The organism is Pseudomonas sp. MWU318, assembly GCF_016756945.1.
GTDB lineage: Bacteria > Pseudomonadota > Gammaproteobacteria > Pseudomonadales > Pseudomonadaceae > Aquipseudomonas > Aquipseudomonas putida_A.
Genome location: NZ_JAESJL010000001.1, coordinates 468,796 through 485,331, shown reverse-complemented (window position 1 = coordinate 485,331; position 16,536 = coordinate 468,796). Strand labels below are relative to the sequence as shown.

The 16,536-nt window shown below is 58.7% G+C and carries 12 protein-coding genes; 6 read left to right on the top strand and 6 right to left on the bottom strand.

The window, feature by feature from the left end:
• Positions 1–245 precede the first annotated feature (245 nt).
• Positions 246–2,468: a hypothetical protein gene (locus JN524_RS01975; RefSeq protein ID WP_202368288.1), complete on the top strand. Its 2,223-nt coding sequence runs from the start codon at positions 246–248 to the stop codon at positions 2,466–2,468.
• Between the two features lie 48 nt (positions 2,469–2,516).
• On the opposite strand, the gene JN524_RS01970 is transcribed toward JN524_RS01975, so the two are convergent.
• On the bottom strand, positions 2,517–2,879 hold the full coding sequence (locus JN524_RS01970) for a response regulator (RefSeq protein ID WP_202368568.1): 363 nt from the start codon (positions 2,877–2,879) through the stop codon (positions 2,517–2,519).
• 262 nt (positions 2,880–3,141) lie between these two features.
• On the opposite strand from JN524_RS01970, the gene JN524_RS01965 reads away from it, so the two are divergent.
• From JN524_RS01965 to JN524_RS01945, 5 genes are read left to right on the top strand one after another with little or no spacing between them, the layout of a single operon-like run.
• The gene (locus tag JN524_RS01965; protein ID WP_202368287.1) at positions 3,142–6,642 is read left to right on the top strand and encodes a response regulator; all 3,501 of its coding nucleotides are present in this window, start codon (positions 3,142–3,144) and stop codon (positions 6,640–6,642) included.
• Entirely contained in the window at positions 6,642–7,475 is an 834-nt protein-coding gene (locus tag JN524_RS01960; protein WP_027612745.1) for a CheR family methyltransferase, read from the top strand. The genes JN524_RS01965 and JN524_RS01960 overlap by 1 nt, the downstream gene beginning before the upstream one ends.
• Positions 7,472–8,065 (top strand): chemotaxis protein CheB, encoded by a 594-nt coding sequence (locus tag JN524_RS01955; protein ID WP_202368286.1) that lies wholly within the window; start codon positions 7,472–7,474, stop codon positions 8,063–8,065. The genes JN524_RS01960 and JN524_RS01955 overlap by 4 nt, the downstream gene beginning before the upstream one ends.
• Complete coding sequence (locus JN524_RS01950) at positions 8,059–9,273, top strand: hybrid sensor histidine kinase/response regulator (protein WP_202368285.1); 1,215 nt, start codon at positions 8,059–8,061, stop codon at positions 9,271–9,273. The genes JN524_RS01955 and JN524_RS01950 overlap by 7 nt, the downstream gene beginning before the upstream one ends.
• A 44-nt stretch (positions 9,274–9,317) precedes the next feature.
• A complete protein-coding gene (locus tag JN524_RS01945) occupies positions 9,318–9,695 on the top strand; it encodes a response regulator (RefSeq protein ID WP_007963558.1) in 378 nt (125 codons plus the stop codon).
• 42 nt (positions 9,696–9,737) lie between these two features.
• On the opposite strand, the gene JN524_RS01940 is transcribed toward JN524_RS01945, so the two are convergent.
• From JN524_RS01940 to JN524_RS01920, 5 genes are all read right to left on the bottom strand, one after another.
• On the bottom strand, positions 9,738–10,649 hold the full coding sequence (locus JN524_RS01940) for a halovibrin HvnA (protein WP_202368284.1): 912 nt from the start codon (positions 10,647–10,649) through the stop codon (positions 9,738–9,740).
• Between the two features lie 240 nt (positions 10,650–10,889).
• A complete protein-coding gene (locus tag JN524_RS01935) occupies positions 10,890–11,816 on the bottom strand; it encodes a halovibrin HvnA (protein WP_202368283.1) in 927 nt (308 codons plus the stop codon).
• A 205-nt stretch (positions 11,817–12,021) separates the two neighbouring features.
• Complete coding sequence (locus tag JN524_RS01930; RefSeq protein WP_202368282.1) at positions 12,022–13,692, bottom strand: ATP-binding protein; 1,671 nt, start codon at positions 13,690–13,692, stop codon at positions 12,022–12,024.
• The gene (locus JN524_RS01925) at positions 13,689–15,191 is read right to left on the bottom strand and encodes an ATPase domain-containing protein (protein WP_027612749.1); all 1,503 of its coding nucleotides are present in this window, start codon (positions 15,189–15,191) and stop codon (positions 13,689–13,691) included. The genes JN524_RS01930 and JN524_RS01925 overlap by 4 nt, the downstream gene beginning before the upstream one ends.
• 140 nt (positions 15,192–15,331) lie before the next feature.
• Positions 15,332–16,387 carry a tetratricopeptide repeat protein gene (locus JN524_RS01920; protein WP_202368281.1) on the bottom strand — a complete coding sequence of 352 codons (1,056 nt, stop codon included), beginning with the start codon at positions 16,385–16,387 and terminating at the stop codon, positions 15,332–15,334.
• Positions 16,388–16,536 lie beyond the last annotated feature (149 nt).

Here is a 16,536-nt window from a genome sequence, read left to right as displayed (position 1 = left end):
AACGCGGCGCAATTAGACCACATCTGAGTCAAGTTTTTACAGGGCAGGAAGTTGACCGACTTGCGGGTTTGACCGTGTCATCTAACGCGGAAAGCGTTTTTTCCGAAATTTTATTGTTGTCGAAATATTGGAAAAGTTTACTGACTTAACTTTTCTTAATTTTTATTTTTAGCTCGGTATGTTGTACACGGCTCAATTAACTCAAGTCGGCATCAGTGCCTGATCTCTTACCGGGAAGTCAAATTATGAAAATGGATGCAGATGTTTTTGATCTGGGTGCCGCAGCATCTGAGAACTGCGGCTTATTGGCGCTGCTGGATCCCTGGGGAACACAAGGCAACTCGAACGAACCACGCGTGGAGGCGCTCACAGAGGTACCCGCCGGACAAAACGCCGAAGACTTCATCGATGCGGTGAATATCAAGGAACTGGCTGACAAAATTGCCATTCATTGTGCCGCCCTGACGGATCCTGCCAGTTTTCACCCGGCCTACTTTATCCGCACCCGCATCGAAGATACGGCACGTGCGCTGGTCACTGCCCCCAAGGAGCTGGCCCAGATCACCTATGATGCGATCATTCCTGTCAAATATCTGGAACATGATGCGGTCAATCGCAGCGATTCGCTGAAACCCGAGAAACCACCGGCCAAGTGGCGTCAGAAGAACTTCACGCTGGCCGAGATCTGTACCGATCACCATCTGGTAGTGCTGAAGGAACATGGCTACAAGGAGATTCTCTGGCCTTCGTTCTATCCCAAGGCATTGATCGAGGCCTTTCTGGATGCCAACTACCAGGACGATTTCAAACAGTATGTAAGGGATAACCTTTTACCTGACGGCGCCCGGGTATTCGGCAACTATCTGAAGCGAACGGAACTGATAAAACTGGTGGTCGAATTTATCAAGGACGAGAAGCAGTCTGTCGATGATCGGCAAATAGCCTTTGCGTTTTTGAAAGGCACCCTGACGCCGCGCACTCTGTTCTTGCACAGTGACCCGAGTCTGCCAGTCGACAACGCGGTTTTCATCGGGGCCGACAATTTGGCCAAAGGCATTCTGTTCTTTCTGGGCGAGGACAGGCAGGCCATGGTTTTTCCGGCCGGACATGACGCTAGGGGGGCGTTTCTCGAAAGCAATGCCCGACTGCAGACATTACTGCTCAAGCGGGTATCGCTTCGCGCGCAACAACAGGCGCATGTCAGGGACTTCAAATATCGCGGCAGGGAAATGCCGTTGTTCGCGACCAGACCGCATTATCGGGAGCTGGTGTTCAAGCCCAGCAGTAATATCGGTCGCAGCCTGTACGAGCTCCAGGTCGTGCGCGCATGGGCGGATATCGATACCCTGGTGTCGACATCGGAGGAGCGCATAACCGACCTGGCGCTCGAGGCTGCGGGGCACGTCCTGCAATGTCTGGCATTGGCTGCTTCGATGCCTTGGGGGGGCAGCGGTGTGCTGGCCTCGACCTCGGTGAAAGTTCTGGTATCCCTGCTGGTGGGACTCGGAGCGGCATCAACCGATCTGATCCGTGCGGAAATTGCCGACGATCCCGCCGAAACCGACCGTTTGCGCATCTCTGCCGCGATCGGCGTACTGGCTGAACTGGCGGGTCCTGTCGGCGAGAGATTGATCGGCAAAGCCTTGTCGGCGGCGGCGAAAAAACGCTTGAGCCAGCGCATCCTCAATACCCTTGGCCAGGCGAACAGGCCCTCGTTGTTGCGTCGGCCGGGCGGGACTCTGTCGCATCACCTGGCGAGTACGGCTGGCAAGGAAATACCGGACGTGGCCAAAGGCGCGGTCGTCGCCGGTCAACTGCAGGAGCTGGCGGGAGGGCCGAGTGTCGCGCAACTGATCGCCAATGAAACTCAGCTTGTGCGCCATGCCGGGCCACAGAAGGGATTTGTGTATCAGGGCTTCACCTTTCGCGGCGACACCCGTGATCCGTCGATTATATTCAAGGAAGGTTTTCGCCAGCGCACGCCCATCACGGACCTCAATCAGGTCAACGGCTTCAAGGGTGGCTACGGCGGCGCGCACGATGCGTTGGCACCGGACGGTGCCGGCATTTCAACGTCGGCATTTTACAAGAAGGATGGTGCTGGAGCTTTTGTCTACGGTGGCGCCAAGGGCGGCCACACTTACTTCATCGATGCCCGGCAACTGGAAGGGTTTCACTTGTATGCCAACACCGAGCTGGCGTTTCGGCCAAACTCCGGCCTGAAGATATTGCCACCGCTGGAAATCAACTATGCAGTAGATATTTCCCCCCGACTGATCCTTGGGGCCTATGACAGTGCGGGTAAATTCATTCCCAATCCACAGGCGCTGCGATCGGCGATCCAGGCGAGTCAGAACGGCGTCAGTAACGGGTTCGGCCGGGATCTTGCAAAAAAGGTCGGCGGTGCGGCTGATCAAATGATTCCCACCGAGGGTCTGGCTTACGGCAATGAAGCCGGGGTCGAGTAAATAACGATGCCCGGGGGCAATCGGTTTGCCCCCGGGCTTCGTCCGCGATTAATTGCCCAGAATGCCCTTGACCTTGTCACGCAGTTGATCGATCGAGAATGGTTTGCCGATCACGTGCATATCCGCAGGCACGTCGATGTTTTCGGCGTATCCGCTGGCGAACAGCACGGGCAGGGAGGGGCGCATTTGACGTGCCTTTTCGGCGAGTTCACTACCTATCATGTCCGGCAGACCGTGGTCGGTCATCATCAAGTCGATAAGCTTGCTCTGATCCCGGAGAGTGTTCAGCGCAGATTCGCCATCTGCCGCCTCCAACACCTTGAAATCCAGCTCCTCCAGCACATCGACGATGAGCATGCGTACGATGTCGTCGTCTTCTACTACAAGGATGGTGGACTCTGGGGTGGACATAGGGATAGCTCTCAAGAAATGAAATCGGAACGGCGACCGGTCGAAAATGCCGGGCTCTTGCATGAGTAAGTGGCGCATGGCCACAAGTTCCCGAGCGGATACGAAAAAGATTAGCTGCAGATCGGGGCGGCAAGGATACCCGTTGCCTGATCGGGAAGTGCAGCAAATGTAGGAAATTGCCATCATGGCGGTGAGAAAAATGGATCCATAGTACCGTTTTGGGGCAAACTCCCGGGTTTCGACAGTTCGACAAGGCTGCCTCATGTCCACTCGGTCTACAGTTGACGAAGCACGGTTCCGTAAACTCCTGACGCGCAACATCAGTCTGCCCTTGGGCGTCGGCGCGATCAGTGCTGTGTTTTTCATTTCGCTGATCACCTATTTGCTCTCGGTGATCCAGTGGGTGGAACACACCGACCGGGTGATCAATAACGCCAACGAAGCGGTGAAACTCACCGTTGATCTGGAAACCGGCATGCGCGGCTTCCTGCTCAGCGGCGACGAGCACTTCCTCGACCCGTACGAGACTGCCAAGCCGCGGATCAACGTGGCGCTCAATACCTTGCTCGAATTGACCGCCGACAATCCCGTGCAAACCGATCGTCTGCGGCGTCTGCAGGCCTTGCAGACCGAATGGAGCAACTACGCGCAATCGATGATCGATCTGCAGCGCTCCAGCGGTGACTACCGGGGCGCGGTCAAGGCCGGGCGCGGCAAGCGCCTGACCGATGAGATCCGCAAGCAGTTCGAAGACGTGATCGACATGGAGCAGCAGTTGCGCACCACGCGCAACGAAGAGGTGCGCCGCACCACGATCTGGAGCATCACTCTGTACCTGCTGTTCATCGCCGGTATCAGCGGTTTGCTGGCCTATGTCGGCCGGCGCGATCTGGTCAGCCTGTCGGACAGCTACAGCGCCAACCTTGCGGCGCAGCAAGCCAGCGCCGAGCGTCTGGAGCGCCAGGCGTGGATGCGTAGCGGCCAGACCGAACTGGCGGAACAGGTGCTGGGGCAACTGACGCTTAACCTGCTGGGGCGCAACATCCTGCAGTTCTGCGCGCAATATCTGGGCACTGCGGTGGCGGCGCTGTACGTACGCGAAGAGCACGGCGGCCTCAAGCGCGTGGCGTCCTATGGGTTCTCCCGCGAACAGGAAGAAAAAGATCAGCAGATCTACAGCGGCGAAGGCATCGTCGGCCAGGTTGCCGAGCAGGGACAACTGATTCGCCTGGATTCGGTTCCGGACGACTACTTCAAAGTCAGCTCCGGCCTGGGTGCGGGCCTGCCGCGCAGTGTGCTGGTGGTGCCGACCAGTGATGATGACCGGGTCAACGGCGTGATCGAACTGGGCTTTCTGCGCCCGCTCACCGAGCGCGATATCGATTTGCTGGAACTGATTGCCGGCAACATCGGCACCTCGATCGAAGCGGCGCGTTATCGCCAGCGTCTGCAGGAAGTGCTGGCCGAAACCCAGCAGCTCAACGAAGAGTTGCAGGTGCAGCAGGAAGAGCTGAAAACCGCCAACGAAGAGCTGGAAGAACAGTCGCGGATTCTCAAGGAATCCCAGGCGCATCTGGAAACTCAGCAAGTCGAGCTGGAGCAGACCAACGAGCAGCTGGCCGAACAGGCGCAAACCCTGGCCGAGCAGCGCGACGCCATGGACCAGAAGAACACCGAGCTCAATCAGGCTCAGGTGCAGCTCGAAGAGCGCGCCGAAGAGCTGCAGCGTTCGAGCAAGTACAAGTCCGAATTCCTCGCCAACATGTCCCACGAACTGCGCACGCCGCTGAACAGTTCGCTGATCCTCGCCAAGTTGCTGGCCGAGAACCCGCAGGACAATCTCACGGCCGAACAGGTCAAGTTCGCCGAGTCGATCTATTCGGCGGGCAACGATCTGCTGAACCTGATCAACGACATTCTCGACATTTCCAAGGTCGAGGCCGGCAAGCTGGAAGTGATCCCGGAAAACACCAGCGTCGCGCGTCTGGCCGACGGCCTGCGCAGCGTGTTCGAACCGCTGGCGGCGGACAAGCAACTGACGTTCAGCGTCGAGTTGCAGCCGGATGCGCCGATCATGCTGTACACCGATCGCCAGCGTCTGGAGCAGGTGATCAAGAACCTGCTGTCCAACGCCGTGAAGTTCACCGAACACGGCGCGGTCAGCCTGACCATCGCCGGCCAGCCGAACGAACGCATTGCGTTCATCGTGCGCGATTCGGGGATCGGTATCGCTGCAGATCAACAGGAAAGCATCTTCGAAGCGTTCCGCCAGGCAGACGGCACCACCAACCGCAAGTACGGTGGCACCGGTCTGGGCCTGTCGATCTCGCGCGATCTGGCAGCCTTGCTCGGCGGCTCGATCAGCGTCAGCAGCGCACCAGGGCAGGGCAGCGTGTTCACCCTGGTGCTGCCGCAGCAATACAGCGAGCCGGGTGACAGCCCCGCAGCTACGCTGACCTTGACGCCGCCGGCATTGGCTCCGACACCGGTGGTTCAGCCGCCATCGATCGCGGTGTCGCCGCTGGCGCCGGTGCACATCCCGCGCTTTGCCGACGACCGTGGCAAGGCGCCGTTCGCCACGCGCTGCATTCTGGTGGTGGAAGACGAGCCGAATTTCGCCCACATCCTTTACGACCTGGCCCACGAACTGGGTTATCAGTGTCTGGTGGCGCACGGAGCGGATGAAGGTTATGACCTGGCCCGCGAGTTCGTGCCGGACGCGATCCTGCTCGACATGCGTCTGCCGGACCATTCCGGGCTGACCGTACTGCAACGCCTGAAAGAACACGCCGAAACCCGGCACATCCCGGTGCACGTGATCTCGGTCGAAGACCGCGTTGAAGCGGCGATGCACATGGGCGCGATCGGTTATGCAGTCAAGCCGACCACCCGCGAAGAGCTCAAAGACGTGTTCGCTCGTCTCGAAGCCAAGCTGACCCAGAAGGTCAAGCGCGTGCTGCTGGTCGAAGATGACGATCTGCAACGCGAAAGCATTGCCCGCCTGATCGGTGACGAGGACATCGAGATCACCGCCGTCGGTCTGGCGCAAGACGCGCTGGAGAAGCTGCGCACGACGATCTACGACTGCATGGTGATCGATCTGAAGCTGCCGGACATGCTCGGCAACGATCTGCTCAAGCGCATGTCGACCGAGGACATCTGCTCGTTCCCGCCGGTGATCGTCTACACCGGACGCAACCTGACCCGCGACGAAGAGGCCGAGCTGCGCAAGTATTCACGCTCGATCATCATCAAGGGCGCGCGTTCGCCGGAACGTCTGCTGGATGAGGTGACACTCTTTCTGCACAAAGTCGAATCGCAGTTGTCCCATGAACGGCAGAAGATGCTCAAGACCGCCCGCAGTCGCGACAAGGTCTTCGAAGGCCGCAAGGTGCTGCTGGTGGACGACGATGTGCGCAACATCTTCGCCCTGACCAGTGCGCTGGAGCACAAGGGCGCAGTCGTGGTGATCGGCCGTAACGGTCGCGAAGCGATTGATAAGTTGAATGAAATCGAGGACATCGACCTGGTGCTGATGGACGTGATGATGCCGGAGATGGATGGTTTTGAAGCCACCATTGAAATCCGCAAGGATCCGCGCTGGCGCAAGCTGCCGATCATCGCGGTGACGGCCAAGGCCATGAAGGACGATCAGGAGCGCTGCCTGCAGGCGGGCGCGAACGATTACCTGGCCAAGCCCATTGATCTGGATCGCCTGTTCTCGTTGATTCGTGTGTGGTTACCGAAGATGGAACGCATTTAGTGGATAGCAGTCACTCCGCGGAGCGCAACAGCGAAATCGAATTACGCCTGTTGATTGAGGCTATCTACCTCAAGTACAGCTACGATTTTCGCGATTACTCGGGCGCTTCGATCAAGCGCCGGGTGCAGCACGCCTTGAGTCAGTTCGAATGCGCGACGATCTCGGCGTTGCAGGAGAAAGTCCTCCACGATCCCACGGCGTTCATGCAGTTGCTGCAGTTGCTGACGATCCCGGTCAGCGAGATGTTCCGCGACCCGTCGCACTTCCTGGCAATCCGCAAGGAAGTGGTGCCGCTGCTGCGCACTTATCCGTCGCTGAAAATCTGGATCGCCGGGTGCAGCACTGGCGAGGAGGTCTATTCGATGGCGATTCTGCTGCGCGAAGAAGGCCTGCTCGACCGTACGATCATCTACGCCACCGACATCAACCCGCGCTCGCTGGACAAGGCCAAGCAGGGCATTTTCTCGATGGAGAACGTGCGCGCCTATACCGCCAATTACCAGCAGGCCGGCGGTCAGCGTTCCTTTGCCGATTACTACACTGCAGCCTACGGTTACGCGATTTTCGACAAGAGCCTGTGTGAGAACGTGACCTTCGCCGACCACAGCCTGGCGACGGACAGCGTGTTCTCCGAAACGCAATTGATTTCCTGCCGCAACGTACTGATTTACTTCAACAAGAAACTTCAGGACCGTGCCTTCGGTCTGTTTCACGAATCGCTGTGCCACCGTGGTTTTCTGGTGCTGGGCAGCAAGGAAACGCTGGATTTCTCCGGCTACTCGAACCAGTTCGAGCCGCTGGTCAAACAAGAACGGATCTACCGCAAATTATGAACGATGCCGTGGATTTGCCTCGCGTCGAGGCCATTGTGGTGGGGGCTTCCGCCGGAGGGGTCGAGGCCCTGCTGACGCTGCTCGCGCCGCTGCGCCGGGGTTACGTGTTGCCGATCATTGTCGTGTTGCACCTGCCGGAGGAGCGCCGCAGCCAATTGGCCGAGGTTTTCGCCCGGCGCCTGATGCTGCCGGTGGCAGAGGCGACCGACAAGCAGGACATCATGCCCGGCACGGTTTATTTCGCCACGCCCGGGTATCACCTGTCGGTGGAACAGGATCGCAGTCTGTCGCTGAGTCTTGAAGACCGCGTGCACCATTCCCGTCCGGCCATTGATTACTTGTTTGAATCCGCCGCTGATGTTTACGGCGAAACCCTGGCTGCCGTGTTGCTGACCGGCGCCAATCACGATGGCGCTCGCGGCCTGGCGCAAGTCAAGCAGCGCGGCGGACTGACCATCGTTCAAGACCCGCAAGATGCACAGGTCGCCACCATGCCTCAGGCTGCGCTGAAAATTCAGCAGCCTGACCATGTCCTACCCATTCACGGCATCGGCCGTCTGCTTGTCGAGCTGGAACGAATCGCATGCTGAGTAATATCCAGGCCAAATTGCTGATCGTCGACGATCTGCCGGAGAACCTGCTGGCCCTCGAAGCGCTGATCAAGCGCGAGGACCGCACGGTGTACAAGGCGCTGTCGGCGGACGAGGCACTTTCGCTGCTGCTGCAACACGAGTTCGCCATGGCCATCCTTGACGTGCAGATGCCGGGCATGAACGGCTTCGAACTCGCCGAGTTGATGCGTGGCACTGAAAAAACCAAGAACATCCCGATCATTTTCGTCAGCGCCGCCGGCCGTGAACTGAACTACGCGTTCAAGGGCTACGAGAGCGGGGCGGTGGACTTCCTGCACAAGCCGCTGGATATCCACGCGGTGAAGAGCAAGGTCAACGTGTTCGTCGACCTGTACCGCCAGAGCAAGGCCATGAAACAACAGGTCGAAGCCCTGGAGCAGGCGCGCCGCGAGCAGGAAGCGCTGCTGCAACAATTGCAAAGCACGCAGTCAGAGCTGGAGCAGGCGGTGCGCATGCGCGACGACTTCATGTCGATCGTCGCCCACGAAGTGCGCACGCCGCTCAACGGCCTGATACTTGAAACCCAGTTGCGCAAGATGCACCTGGCGCGGGACAACGCTGCGGCGTTCACCCTGGACAAGATGCACGCGATGGTCGATCGCGACGAGCGCCAGATCAAAAGCCTGATCCGGCTGATCGAAGACATGCTCGACGTTTCGCGTATCCGCACGGGCAAGCTGTCGATCCGGCCGAATCGCTTCGATCTGTCGCAACTGGTGGGCAACCTGCTGCAGAATTTCGCACAGCAGATAGAGGCGGCCGAGACCGAAGTATCGTTCACCGCGTCCGGGCCGGTGGAAGGTTATTGGGACGAATTCCGCATCGAGCAGGTGGTGTCCAACCTGCTGACCAATGCCTTGCGCTACGGCGGTCGCAGCCCGATTCAGGTGCGCGTGTACCGTGAAGGCGACGAGGCGCGGGTCGAAGTTCAGGACCGTGGCATCGGCATCAGTGAAGAGAATCAGAAACGTATTTTCCAACAGTTCGAACGGGTTTCCGCCAAGACGGTAGTGGCTGGTCTCGGGCTGGGTCTGTTCATTTCCGAGCAGATCGTCGCCGCCCATGGCGGTTCCATCGTCGTCGAGAGTCAAATCAACGAAGGCGCCCTGTTTCGCGTTTGTCTGCCAATCCAGGAAAACGGCATATCCGACGCAACCTCTGAGTGACCGCACGGTCGTATCAGCAGCTATTGACCGAACAAAGGCTTCCCATGAGCGTAGATGCACAAGATGTAGTACTCGTCGTCGAGGACGAACCGGTTATCTTGATGGTGCTGACAGATTACCTGTCTGGGCAGGGGTACCGCGTGTTGCAAGCCGAAAACGGCGAGCAGGCGTTCGAGATTCTCGCGAGCAAACCGCATCTGGACATGTTGATCACCGACTTCCGCCTGCCGGGCGGGATCTCCGGTGTGCAGATCGCCGAGCCGGCAGTAAAACTGCGCCCGGATCTGAAGGTAATCTTCATCAGCGGCTACCCGCAGGAAATCCGCGAGACCGGCAGCCCGATCACGCAAAAGGCGCCGATCCTGGAAAAACCGTTCGATCTGGATGTATTGCAAGAAAAGATTCAGGAATTGCTGGCCTGATCCGTAGCGGCTGATGCTCCTACAGTTGTTTTGGGGAAAGTTCTAATAAAACTGATCCGCTTGATTGAAACTGAACGTGGCATCCGCCGCCGGCGTGGATGGCAAAACGATCCTGATGATCGGCACTACTTTGCCGCCCGTCGAATTGAAAAAATCTTTCTGATCAAACTGCGCCCCGGCCAATCCTCCATCCAGATAAAAGAACGCCTGAATTGGCAGCTCTTTCGGAATGTTTTGCGCCCAGGTCGCCAGAATCAACTCGATATAGTCATGTTGACCGGCGAAAAAACCGCCCAGCTGATGAGCACGAATGGTCTGGTAAAAAGAGTCCGCGCCCAGGTGATTCATCGAGTCACGCACATCGAAGCTGCAAATATTCCAGCTATTCGCCCGACGATTGGCTAGCCAGCCTTCGGCTGTGCCTATGCCAATGGTCTGGCAGCGTCGACTGCGATCGGGTGAGTAGGGGTGTGCGCCGCAACCGGGCGCAATTCTCAATTGCGTGGCGCCATCGAGTGGATAGGAGCAAAGCACTTCAATTTGCCGTGTGCCGGTGGGGCGCGATATCACGGGGAAAAAAATGAAGCCGTTCTTCTGACCAAAAACCAGTCCCGTGAACTTGGCGTCTTTGCTCAGGAATGAAAAGGACACACCGCCACTGGTCTGAGAATGAGGGCTGGGGTTCCAGGCCTTGTAAGCCGTGGAAGGAACGGTTGAGCGCAGCATGATCCCGCGACAGAGAAACGCCGGCATCGAAGCTGAGCCGCAATTGAGCCGCACATCGTTGTAACGCGCCGTCAGATCCGCGGCGACCTGCGGGCCAGTCTGTGCCGTACTGGAGGCCGCACTGGATACGCCGATCCCACTGTCGGTTTTTACCTGTGCCTGTTCGGGGGGCAAACAGCCCGCCAACGACAGCGACAGCATCAATATCAGTGCAAGATTTCTATTCATTGTGCCTTCCTCTGTTTCGCTCATGTGTCAAGCAGGCACGGCTTCCCTAGACAGGGGCGGAGCACCTTTCTCAGCGATTCAAACAAGGGTGACTGCAGCTGGATAGCTGTCAGAGTTGACAGGTTTCAACCATGAAATAGCGGCCTATGCTGAGCAGTTGGTTGCTGACGAGCTTCAGTTGTTCTGCCATGTTCAGGCGTCAGCATCGAATCATCTCCCGCACCGTGGCGGGTACGTCTCTCAATAAAGCTGATCCGCTTGGCTGAAGTTGAACGTGGCGTTCGCCGACGGGGTGGATGGCAAAACGATCTTGATGATCGGCACCACCATGCCTCCAGTGTGGTTATAGAAATCACGCTGGTCGTGTCGAGCATTCGCCAGACCGTCGTTGATGTAGAAGAAGGCCTGGATCGGCAGTTGCTGCGGCACGTTCTGCGGCCAGGTTGCAAGAATCAATTCATTATGTTGATGAAACCAGGAATCCCCCAGCATGTTCCTGACGCGTATCGACTGGTAGAACGAATCCGCCCCAAGATTATTCATACTGTCTCGAACATCAAAACTGCACTGGTAGGCTGGACCATTTCCGGGAGTCGGTACAGCTCGCCAGTGCGCCATCCACTGTTCAGCTGTGGTGATGCCGAGGGTTTGACAGCGTAGGCTCTGCGTCGGGTAGTAGGGATGTCCGCCACATCCCGGTTTATCGCGTAGCTGGCTCCAGCCATCAATCGGATAGGCACAAAGTATCTCGATTTTCAGTTTTCCCGGAGGGGTGGCGAGAATCGGATTGAAAATAAGTCCGCTATTTTGGCCGAACAACAAATTCTGGAATTTTGCGTCTTTTCGTAGATAAGAGAAGGACACCCCGCCGCTCTGCTGTGAGTGGGGACTTGGATTCCAGGTTGAGTAGCCGGGGCCGGGTACGGTCGAGCGTAATATGACTCCAGAACACAAAAACGCAGGTGTTGAGGCTGAGCCACAGTCGATCCTTACATCGTTGTAGCGCGCCGTCAGGTCAGCTGCGACCTGAGAACCGCTCTGTGCCACGCTGGATGCAGCACCGGTGGCACCCATGTCGCTTGGCGTTTTTACCTGTCCTTGCTCAGGGGACAAGCACCCCGCCAACGCCATACTCAGCAGCAATGTCAGTGCGAGATTTCTGTTCATCATGCTTTCCTCGTCCGCGCCCATACATTGAGTCGGTACGGCTCCCTGGACAGGGCGCAGCACCTTGCGCAGCGATTCAAGCAATAATGAATGCCGCTGGATAGCTGTCAGAGTTGACAGGTTTCAGCGATAAAAAAACGGCCTATGCTGAGCATTTGGCCGTTGATGCGACGCTTCGGTTTGTCAGGATTGCCCAGTGTCAGGGTCAGGCACGAATCATCTCGCGCACTTTCGCCGTCAACAGATCGAAAGTGAACGGCTTGGTGATCATCTGCATGCCCGGGTCAAGAAAACCACCGCGCACTGCCGCGTGCTCGGCATACCCAGTGATGAACAACACCTTCAACCCCGGCCGATACTGCCGGCCGATCTCCGCCAGTTGCCGGCCATTCATGCCTGGCAGACCGACATCACTGATCAGCAGGTCGATGCGCTGCGCCGAGTTGAGGATCGGCACTGCACCATCGGCATCGCCGGCTTCGACAAACGCATAACCCAACTCACTGAGCACCGCGCTGACCAGTACGCGCACGGCGGGGTCGTCCTCGACGATCAACACGGTTTCGCCATCCATTGCTTCCGGGGCCTGCTGAATATCGGACACCGGATGCTCAAGCTCTTCGCCGCGAAAGCGCGGCAGGTACAGTTTGACCGTGGTGCCCTGATCGATTTCGCTGTCGATCGAGACGTGACCACGGGACTGCTTGCTGAAGCCGTAAATCATCGACAGACCCAGCCCGGTGCCCTGGCCGATCGGCTTGGTGGTGAAGAACGGATCGAACGCGCGGCTGACCACGCTCTGCGCCATGCCACTGCCGTTATCGGTGACGCTGAGCATCACGTAGTCGCCGGGTTCGAGATTCGGGTAGGCCTCGGTGAACTCCGGCTTAAGCACCTGATTGCTGGTTTCGACCACCAGTTTGCCGCCCTCGGGCATTGCATCGCGGGCGTTGAGTACCAGGTTGAGCAGGGCGCTTTCCAGTTGATTGGGATCCGCTTCGGCGATCCACAACTGGTCGTTGAGGCGCATGTCCAGCTGGATACTTTCGTTGAGGCTGCGTTGCAGCAGCTCGCCCATCGACAGCACCAGTGTGTTCATCTGCACGGCTTTGGAGTCCAGCGATTGCCGGCGGGAAAACGCCAGCAAACGGTGGGTCAGGCCGGCCGCGCGGTTGGCTGAAGTGACACCGAGATCGATCAGGCTGTCGAGGTCATCAAGGCGTCCGCGAGCCAGCCGCCGGCGCAGCAGTTCAAGGCTGCCGATAATCCCGGTGAGCATGTTGTTGAAGTCGTGAGCGATGCCGCCGGTCAACTGACCGACCGCTTCCATTTTCTGTGACTGGCGCAGGGCTTCTTCGTTGTGGCGCAGTTGCGCGGTGCGTTCCTCGACCTGTTGCTCAAGGGTTTCCAGGGTCGATTGCAGTCTGCGTTCGCTTTCACTCAGATCAATCAGGCGATCGCGGGCTTCGTACTGTCGTCGTCGCCCGCGCAGGGCGGTGGAGACCAGACTGACCAGGGTCGCCGGATGAAACGGGCGCTCAAGGAACGTGACGTTGCCCAGCAGTTTGCTCAGGCGCGAGGAGGGGCCCGGTTCCGGGCCGCCGTGGTGGGTCAGCAAGACGATTGGCAGATCGGACCAGGCCGGCTGCTGCTCCAGAAAATGCAGAAGACTTTCCAGCTCGGGGCCGCGCAGGGCTTCGGTGGCAATCAACAAGAGTCCGGCGCCAGGCTCCAGTTCTGCGCACAGTGCGCCCAGATCCGGGGTGATGACTCCGCCATAACCCGCCTCATTGAGGATCATCAGCGCCACTTGGCTGTCCCGACCCATGGGCGCCAGAATCAGCGCCCGTTCTGGCAGTGATACGGAGACTGTCACAAGGTTTCTTCCCGCAACAGCGGATTGCTCGCGCCGAGGTAAGTCGGTACGCCACGCAACACGCCCTGGAACGCTTCCAGCGGTTCGCCGATGGTCATGCCCTGGCCCGAAATGCGGTATTCACGAATGGTCGACTCGTGGCTGCCGGTACGTTTCTTGATGATGGAAATGGCTCGACGGACCTTGCCGATGGCTTCGAAGTAGCGCAGCAGGATCACCGTGTCGGCCAGGTAAGTGATGTCGACCGGCGCCTGCATGTCGCCGACCAGGCCATGCTGGGCAACCGTCATGAAGGTCGCCGCACCTTTGCGGTTGAGGTACAGCAGCAGCTCGTGCATGTGCAGCACCAGCGCGTTTTCTTCCGGCATTGCGGCCTGATAACCGTTGATGCTGTCGATCACCACGGTCTTGATATTGCCCTCATCTACGCAGCGGCGCACCCGGTGCGAGAACTCGCCGGGGGACAGCTCGGCGGCATCCACTTGATCGATCAGCAGGTTGCCGGTGGCTTGCAAGGCCTTGAGGTCGATGCCGATGTTTTTCATGCGCTCGAACAGCAGGCCCAGCTCTTCATCAAAGATGAACAGCGCCGCTTTTTCGCCGCGTGCTACGGCAGCGGCGGCGAAGATCATCGAAATCAGCGATTTGCCGGTACCGGCCGGGCCGAGAATCAGCGTGCTGGAACCGGTCTCGATGCCGCCGCCGAGCAGGGCGTCCATTTCTTTGATGCCGCTGGTCAATTGCAGGCGCGGGTAGTCGCTGCGGTGTTCGGCGGCGACCAGTCGTGGGAACACATGCACGCCGTCGCCCATGATGGTGAAGTCGTGGTAACCGCCACGGTACTTCTGCCCGCGATACTTGACGATGCGCACGCGGCGGCGCTCGGCGCCGTAGTTGGGTGTCAATTCTTCGAGGCGGATCACCCCGTGGGCGACACTGTGTACGGTCTTGTCGAGGGACTCGGTGGTCAGGTCGTCAAGCAGCAGTACGGTGGCGTCGTAACGCACGAAGTAATGTTTGATCGCCAGAATCTGCCGGCGATAGCGCAGCGAACTCTGCGCCAGCAGGCGGATCTCCGACAAGCTGTCGAGCACCACGCGGGTCGGCTTGAAGCGCTCGACCACTTCGAAAATCTGCTTGGTGGCTTCGCCCAGCTCAAGGTCGGACGAGTACAGCAGGCTTTGCTGATGCTCGGCGTTGAGCAGGCTTTCGGGTGGCGTCAGCTCGAAGATTTCAATGTTCTCGTTCAGCTCCCAGCCGTGGGAGGCCGCGCCTTGACGCAATTCACGCTCGGTTTCCGACAGCGTGATGTACAGACAGCGTTCGCCGGCACGGGCGCCCGCCATCAGGAAATGCAACGCGACGGTGGTTTTGCCTGTACCGGGTTCACCTTCGAGCAAAAACACATGCCCTCGGGACAGACCACCGGCGAGGATGTCATCCAGGCCAATGATGCCGGTGGCGGCTTTTGCACTGATCAACTCGTTGGACGTAGACAAAGAATGCCCTCTCATGACTAGGGGAATCGAGGCAGCAGGCTGTATCAGCCGTTGTGCTCTACCTGATTACTTGACCGCTGCCAGTCATGACGGTTCCGATGTTTCGATATCAAAATGTCATTGAATTAATGGGTAAAGGCTCAGAGTCCCTGCTGTAACGCCGGGTCATCAGGGTTCATCTGCTCCAGTTGCGCGAGCAGAATCTGCACGTTCTGCAACTGGCCGCTTTCCTTCCAGTAATTGATCAGCAGCACTCGCGCCTTGCGGTCGGCTGGGTGACGCTGGACGACTTCCTGCAACTGCTTTTGCGCCGCTTCCAGCTCTTCGGCAGCGTGCAGGGTGGTGGCGAGGTCGTAGCGGTAATCCTTGTTGTCAGGCTCAAGTTCTACCGCTTTGGACAAGCCGAGCAGGGCGAATTCACGCTGGCCGTGGTGCAACAGCCACAGCCCGAGCGCGTGTTGCAGATAGGCGGAGTCCGGTTGCGCCTGCAGCTGTTTGGCGAGCAGCTGGCGGGCGGCGTCACTCTGGCCCTGGCGGTCGAGAACATCGATCTGCATCACCAGCGCCTGCAGATTGCCCGGTTCCAGCCGCAGGGTATTGTCCAGCGCTTGTTGGGCCTGTTTGAGTTCGGCGTTGTGCAGATACAGGCGTGCCAGTTGCGCATAGATGGCGGCGCTTTCCGGTTGCCCCTTGAGCACGTGTTCCCAGCCATCGATGGCTTGCTGCAGCGGGGCGAAATACAGCCCCAGTTCATCCGGCGTCAGGCCGAGCAGAGCGTTGATGGCGGCGAAGCGTACGCGTTGGTCTTCATCGTCGAGCATCGGCCCGAGCAGCAGACTGCGTTGTCCGCCAGGCACCAGCCCGATTACACTTTGAATCGCCGCCAGCCGTACTTCGGGGGCTCCGTTCTGCAGGTGGGCGTCGGCCAGTTTCAGCGCTTGCGGGCTCGGATAGTTGGGCAGCTCGGCCAGCAGCCAGACACTGCGTTTGACCGACAGGTCCGGGCGACCCAATTGCTGATACAACTGCCGCGCGGCTCCCGGCTGACCGGAACGGGCGGCCGTCAGGGCTTCGCTGTAGCCGCGCTTGATCGCTTCCGGCACCACCGGGGCGGTGGAGCGCAGCGATAACCAGGCAATGACGACGAGCAGCACAAGGCCAAGGCTGATGAGCAGGTAGCGGCGGGACTGAGGCATGCAGATTTCCGTGAACTGGCGTTCTTTAGCAGAGGGGCAAGCTTCGGTCAGAGAAGGCCATGAGTCAAACCCGTGCTTGCGAATGGACCTGTAGGAGCTGCCGCAGGCTGCGATCTTTTTATGTCGCTTCTGAAAAACAAGATCAAAAG

Excerpts from the sequence above, each read along its gene's own strand:
- JN524_RS01975 (WP_202368288.1), top strand. The coding sequence starts at position 246 with ATGAAAATGGATGCAGATGTTTTTGATCTGGGTGCCGCAGCATCTGAG.
- JN524_RS01970 (WP_202368568.1), bottom strand. The coding sequence starts at position 2,879 with ATGTCCACCCCAGAGTCCACCATCCTTGTAGTAGAAGACGACGACATC.
- JN524_RS01965 (WP_202368287.1), top strand. The coding sequence starts at position 3,142 with ATGTCCACTCGGTCTACAGTTGACGAAGCACGGTTCCGTAAACTCCTG.
- JN524_RS01955 (WP_202368286.1), top strand. The coding sequence starts at position 7,472 with ATGAACGATGCCGTGGATTTGCCTCGCGTCGAGGCCATTGTGGTGGGG.
- JN524_RS01950 (WP_202368285.1), top strand. The coding sequence starts at position 8,059 with ATGCTGAGTAATATCCAGGCCAAATTGCTGATCGTCGACGATCTGCCG.
- JN524_RS01945 (WP_007963558.1), top strand. The coding sequence starts at position 9,318 with ATGAGCGTAGATGCACAAGATGTAGTACTCGTCGTCGAGGACGAACCG.
- JN524_RS01940 (WP_202368284.1), bottom strand. The coding sequence starts at position 10,649 with ATGAATAGAAATCTTGCACTGATATTGATGCTGTCGCTGTCGTTGGCG.
- JN524_RS01935 (WP_202368283.1), bottom strand. The coding sequence starts at position 11,816 with ATGAACAGAAATCTCGCACTGACATTGCTGCTGAGTATGGCGTTGGCG.
- JN524_RS01920 (WP_202368281.1), bottom strand. The coding sequence starts at position 16,387 with ATGCCTCAGTCCCGCCGCTACCTGCTCATCAGCCTTGGCCTTGTGCTG.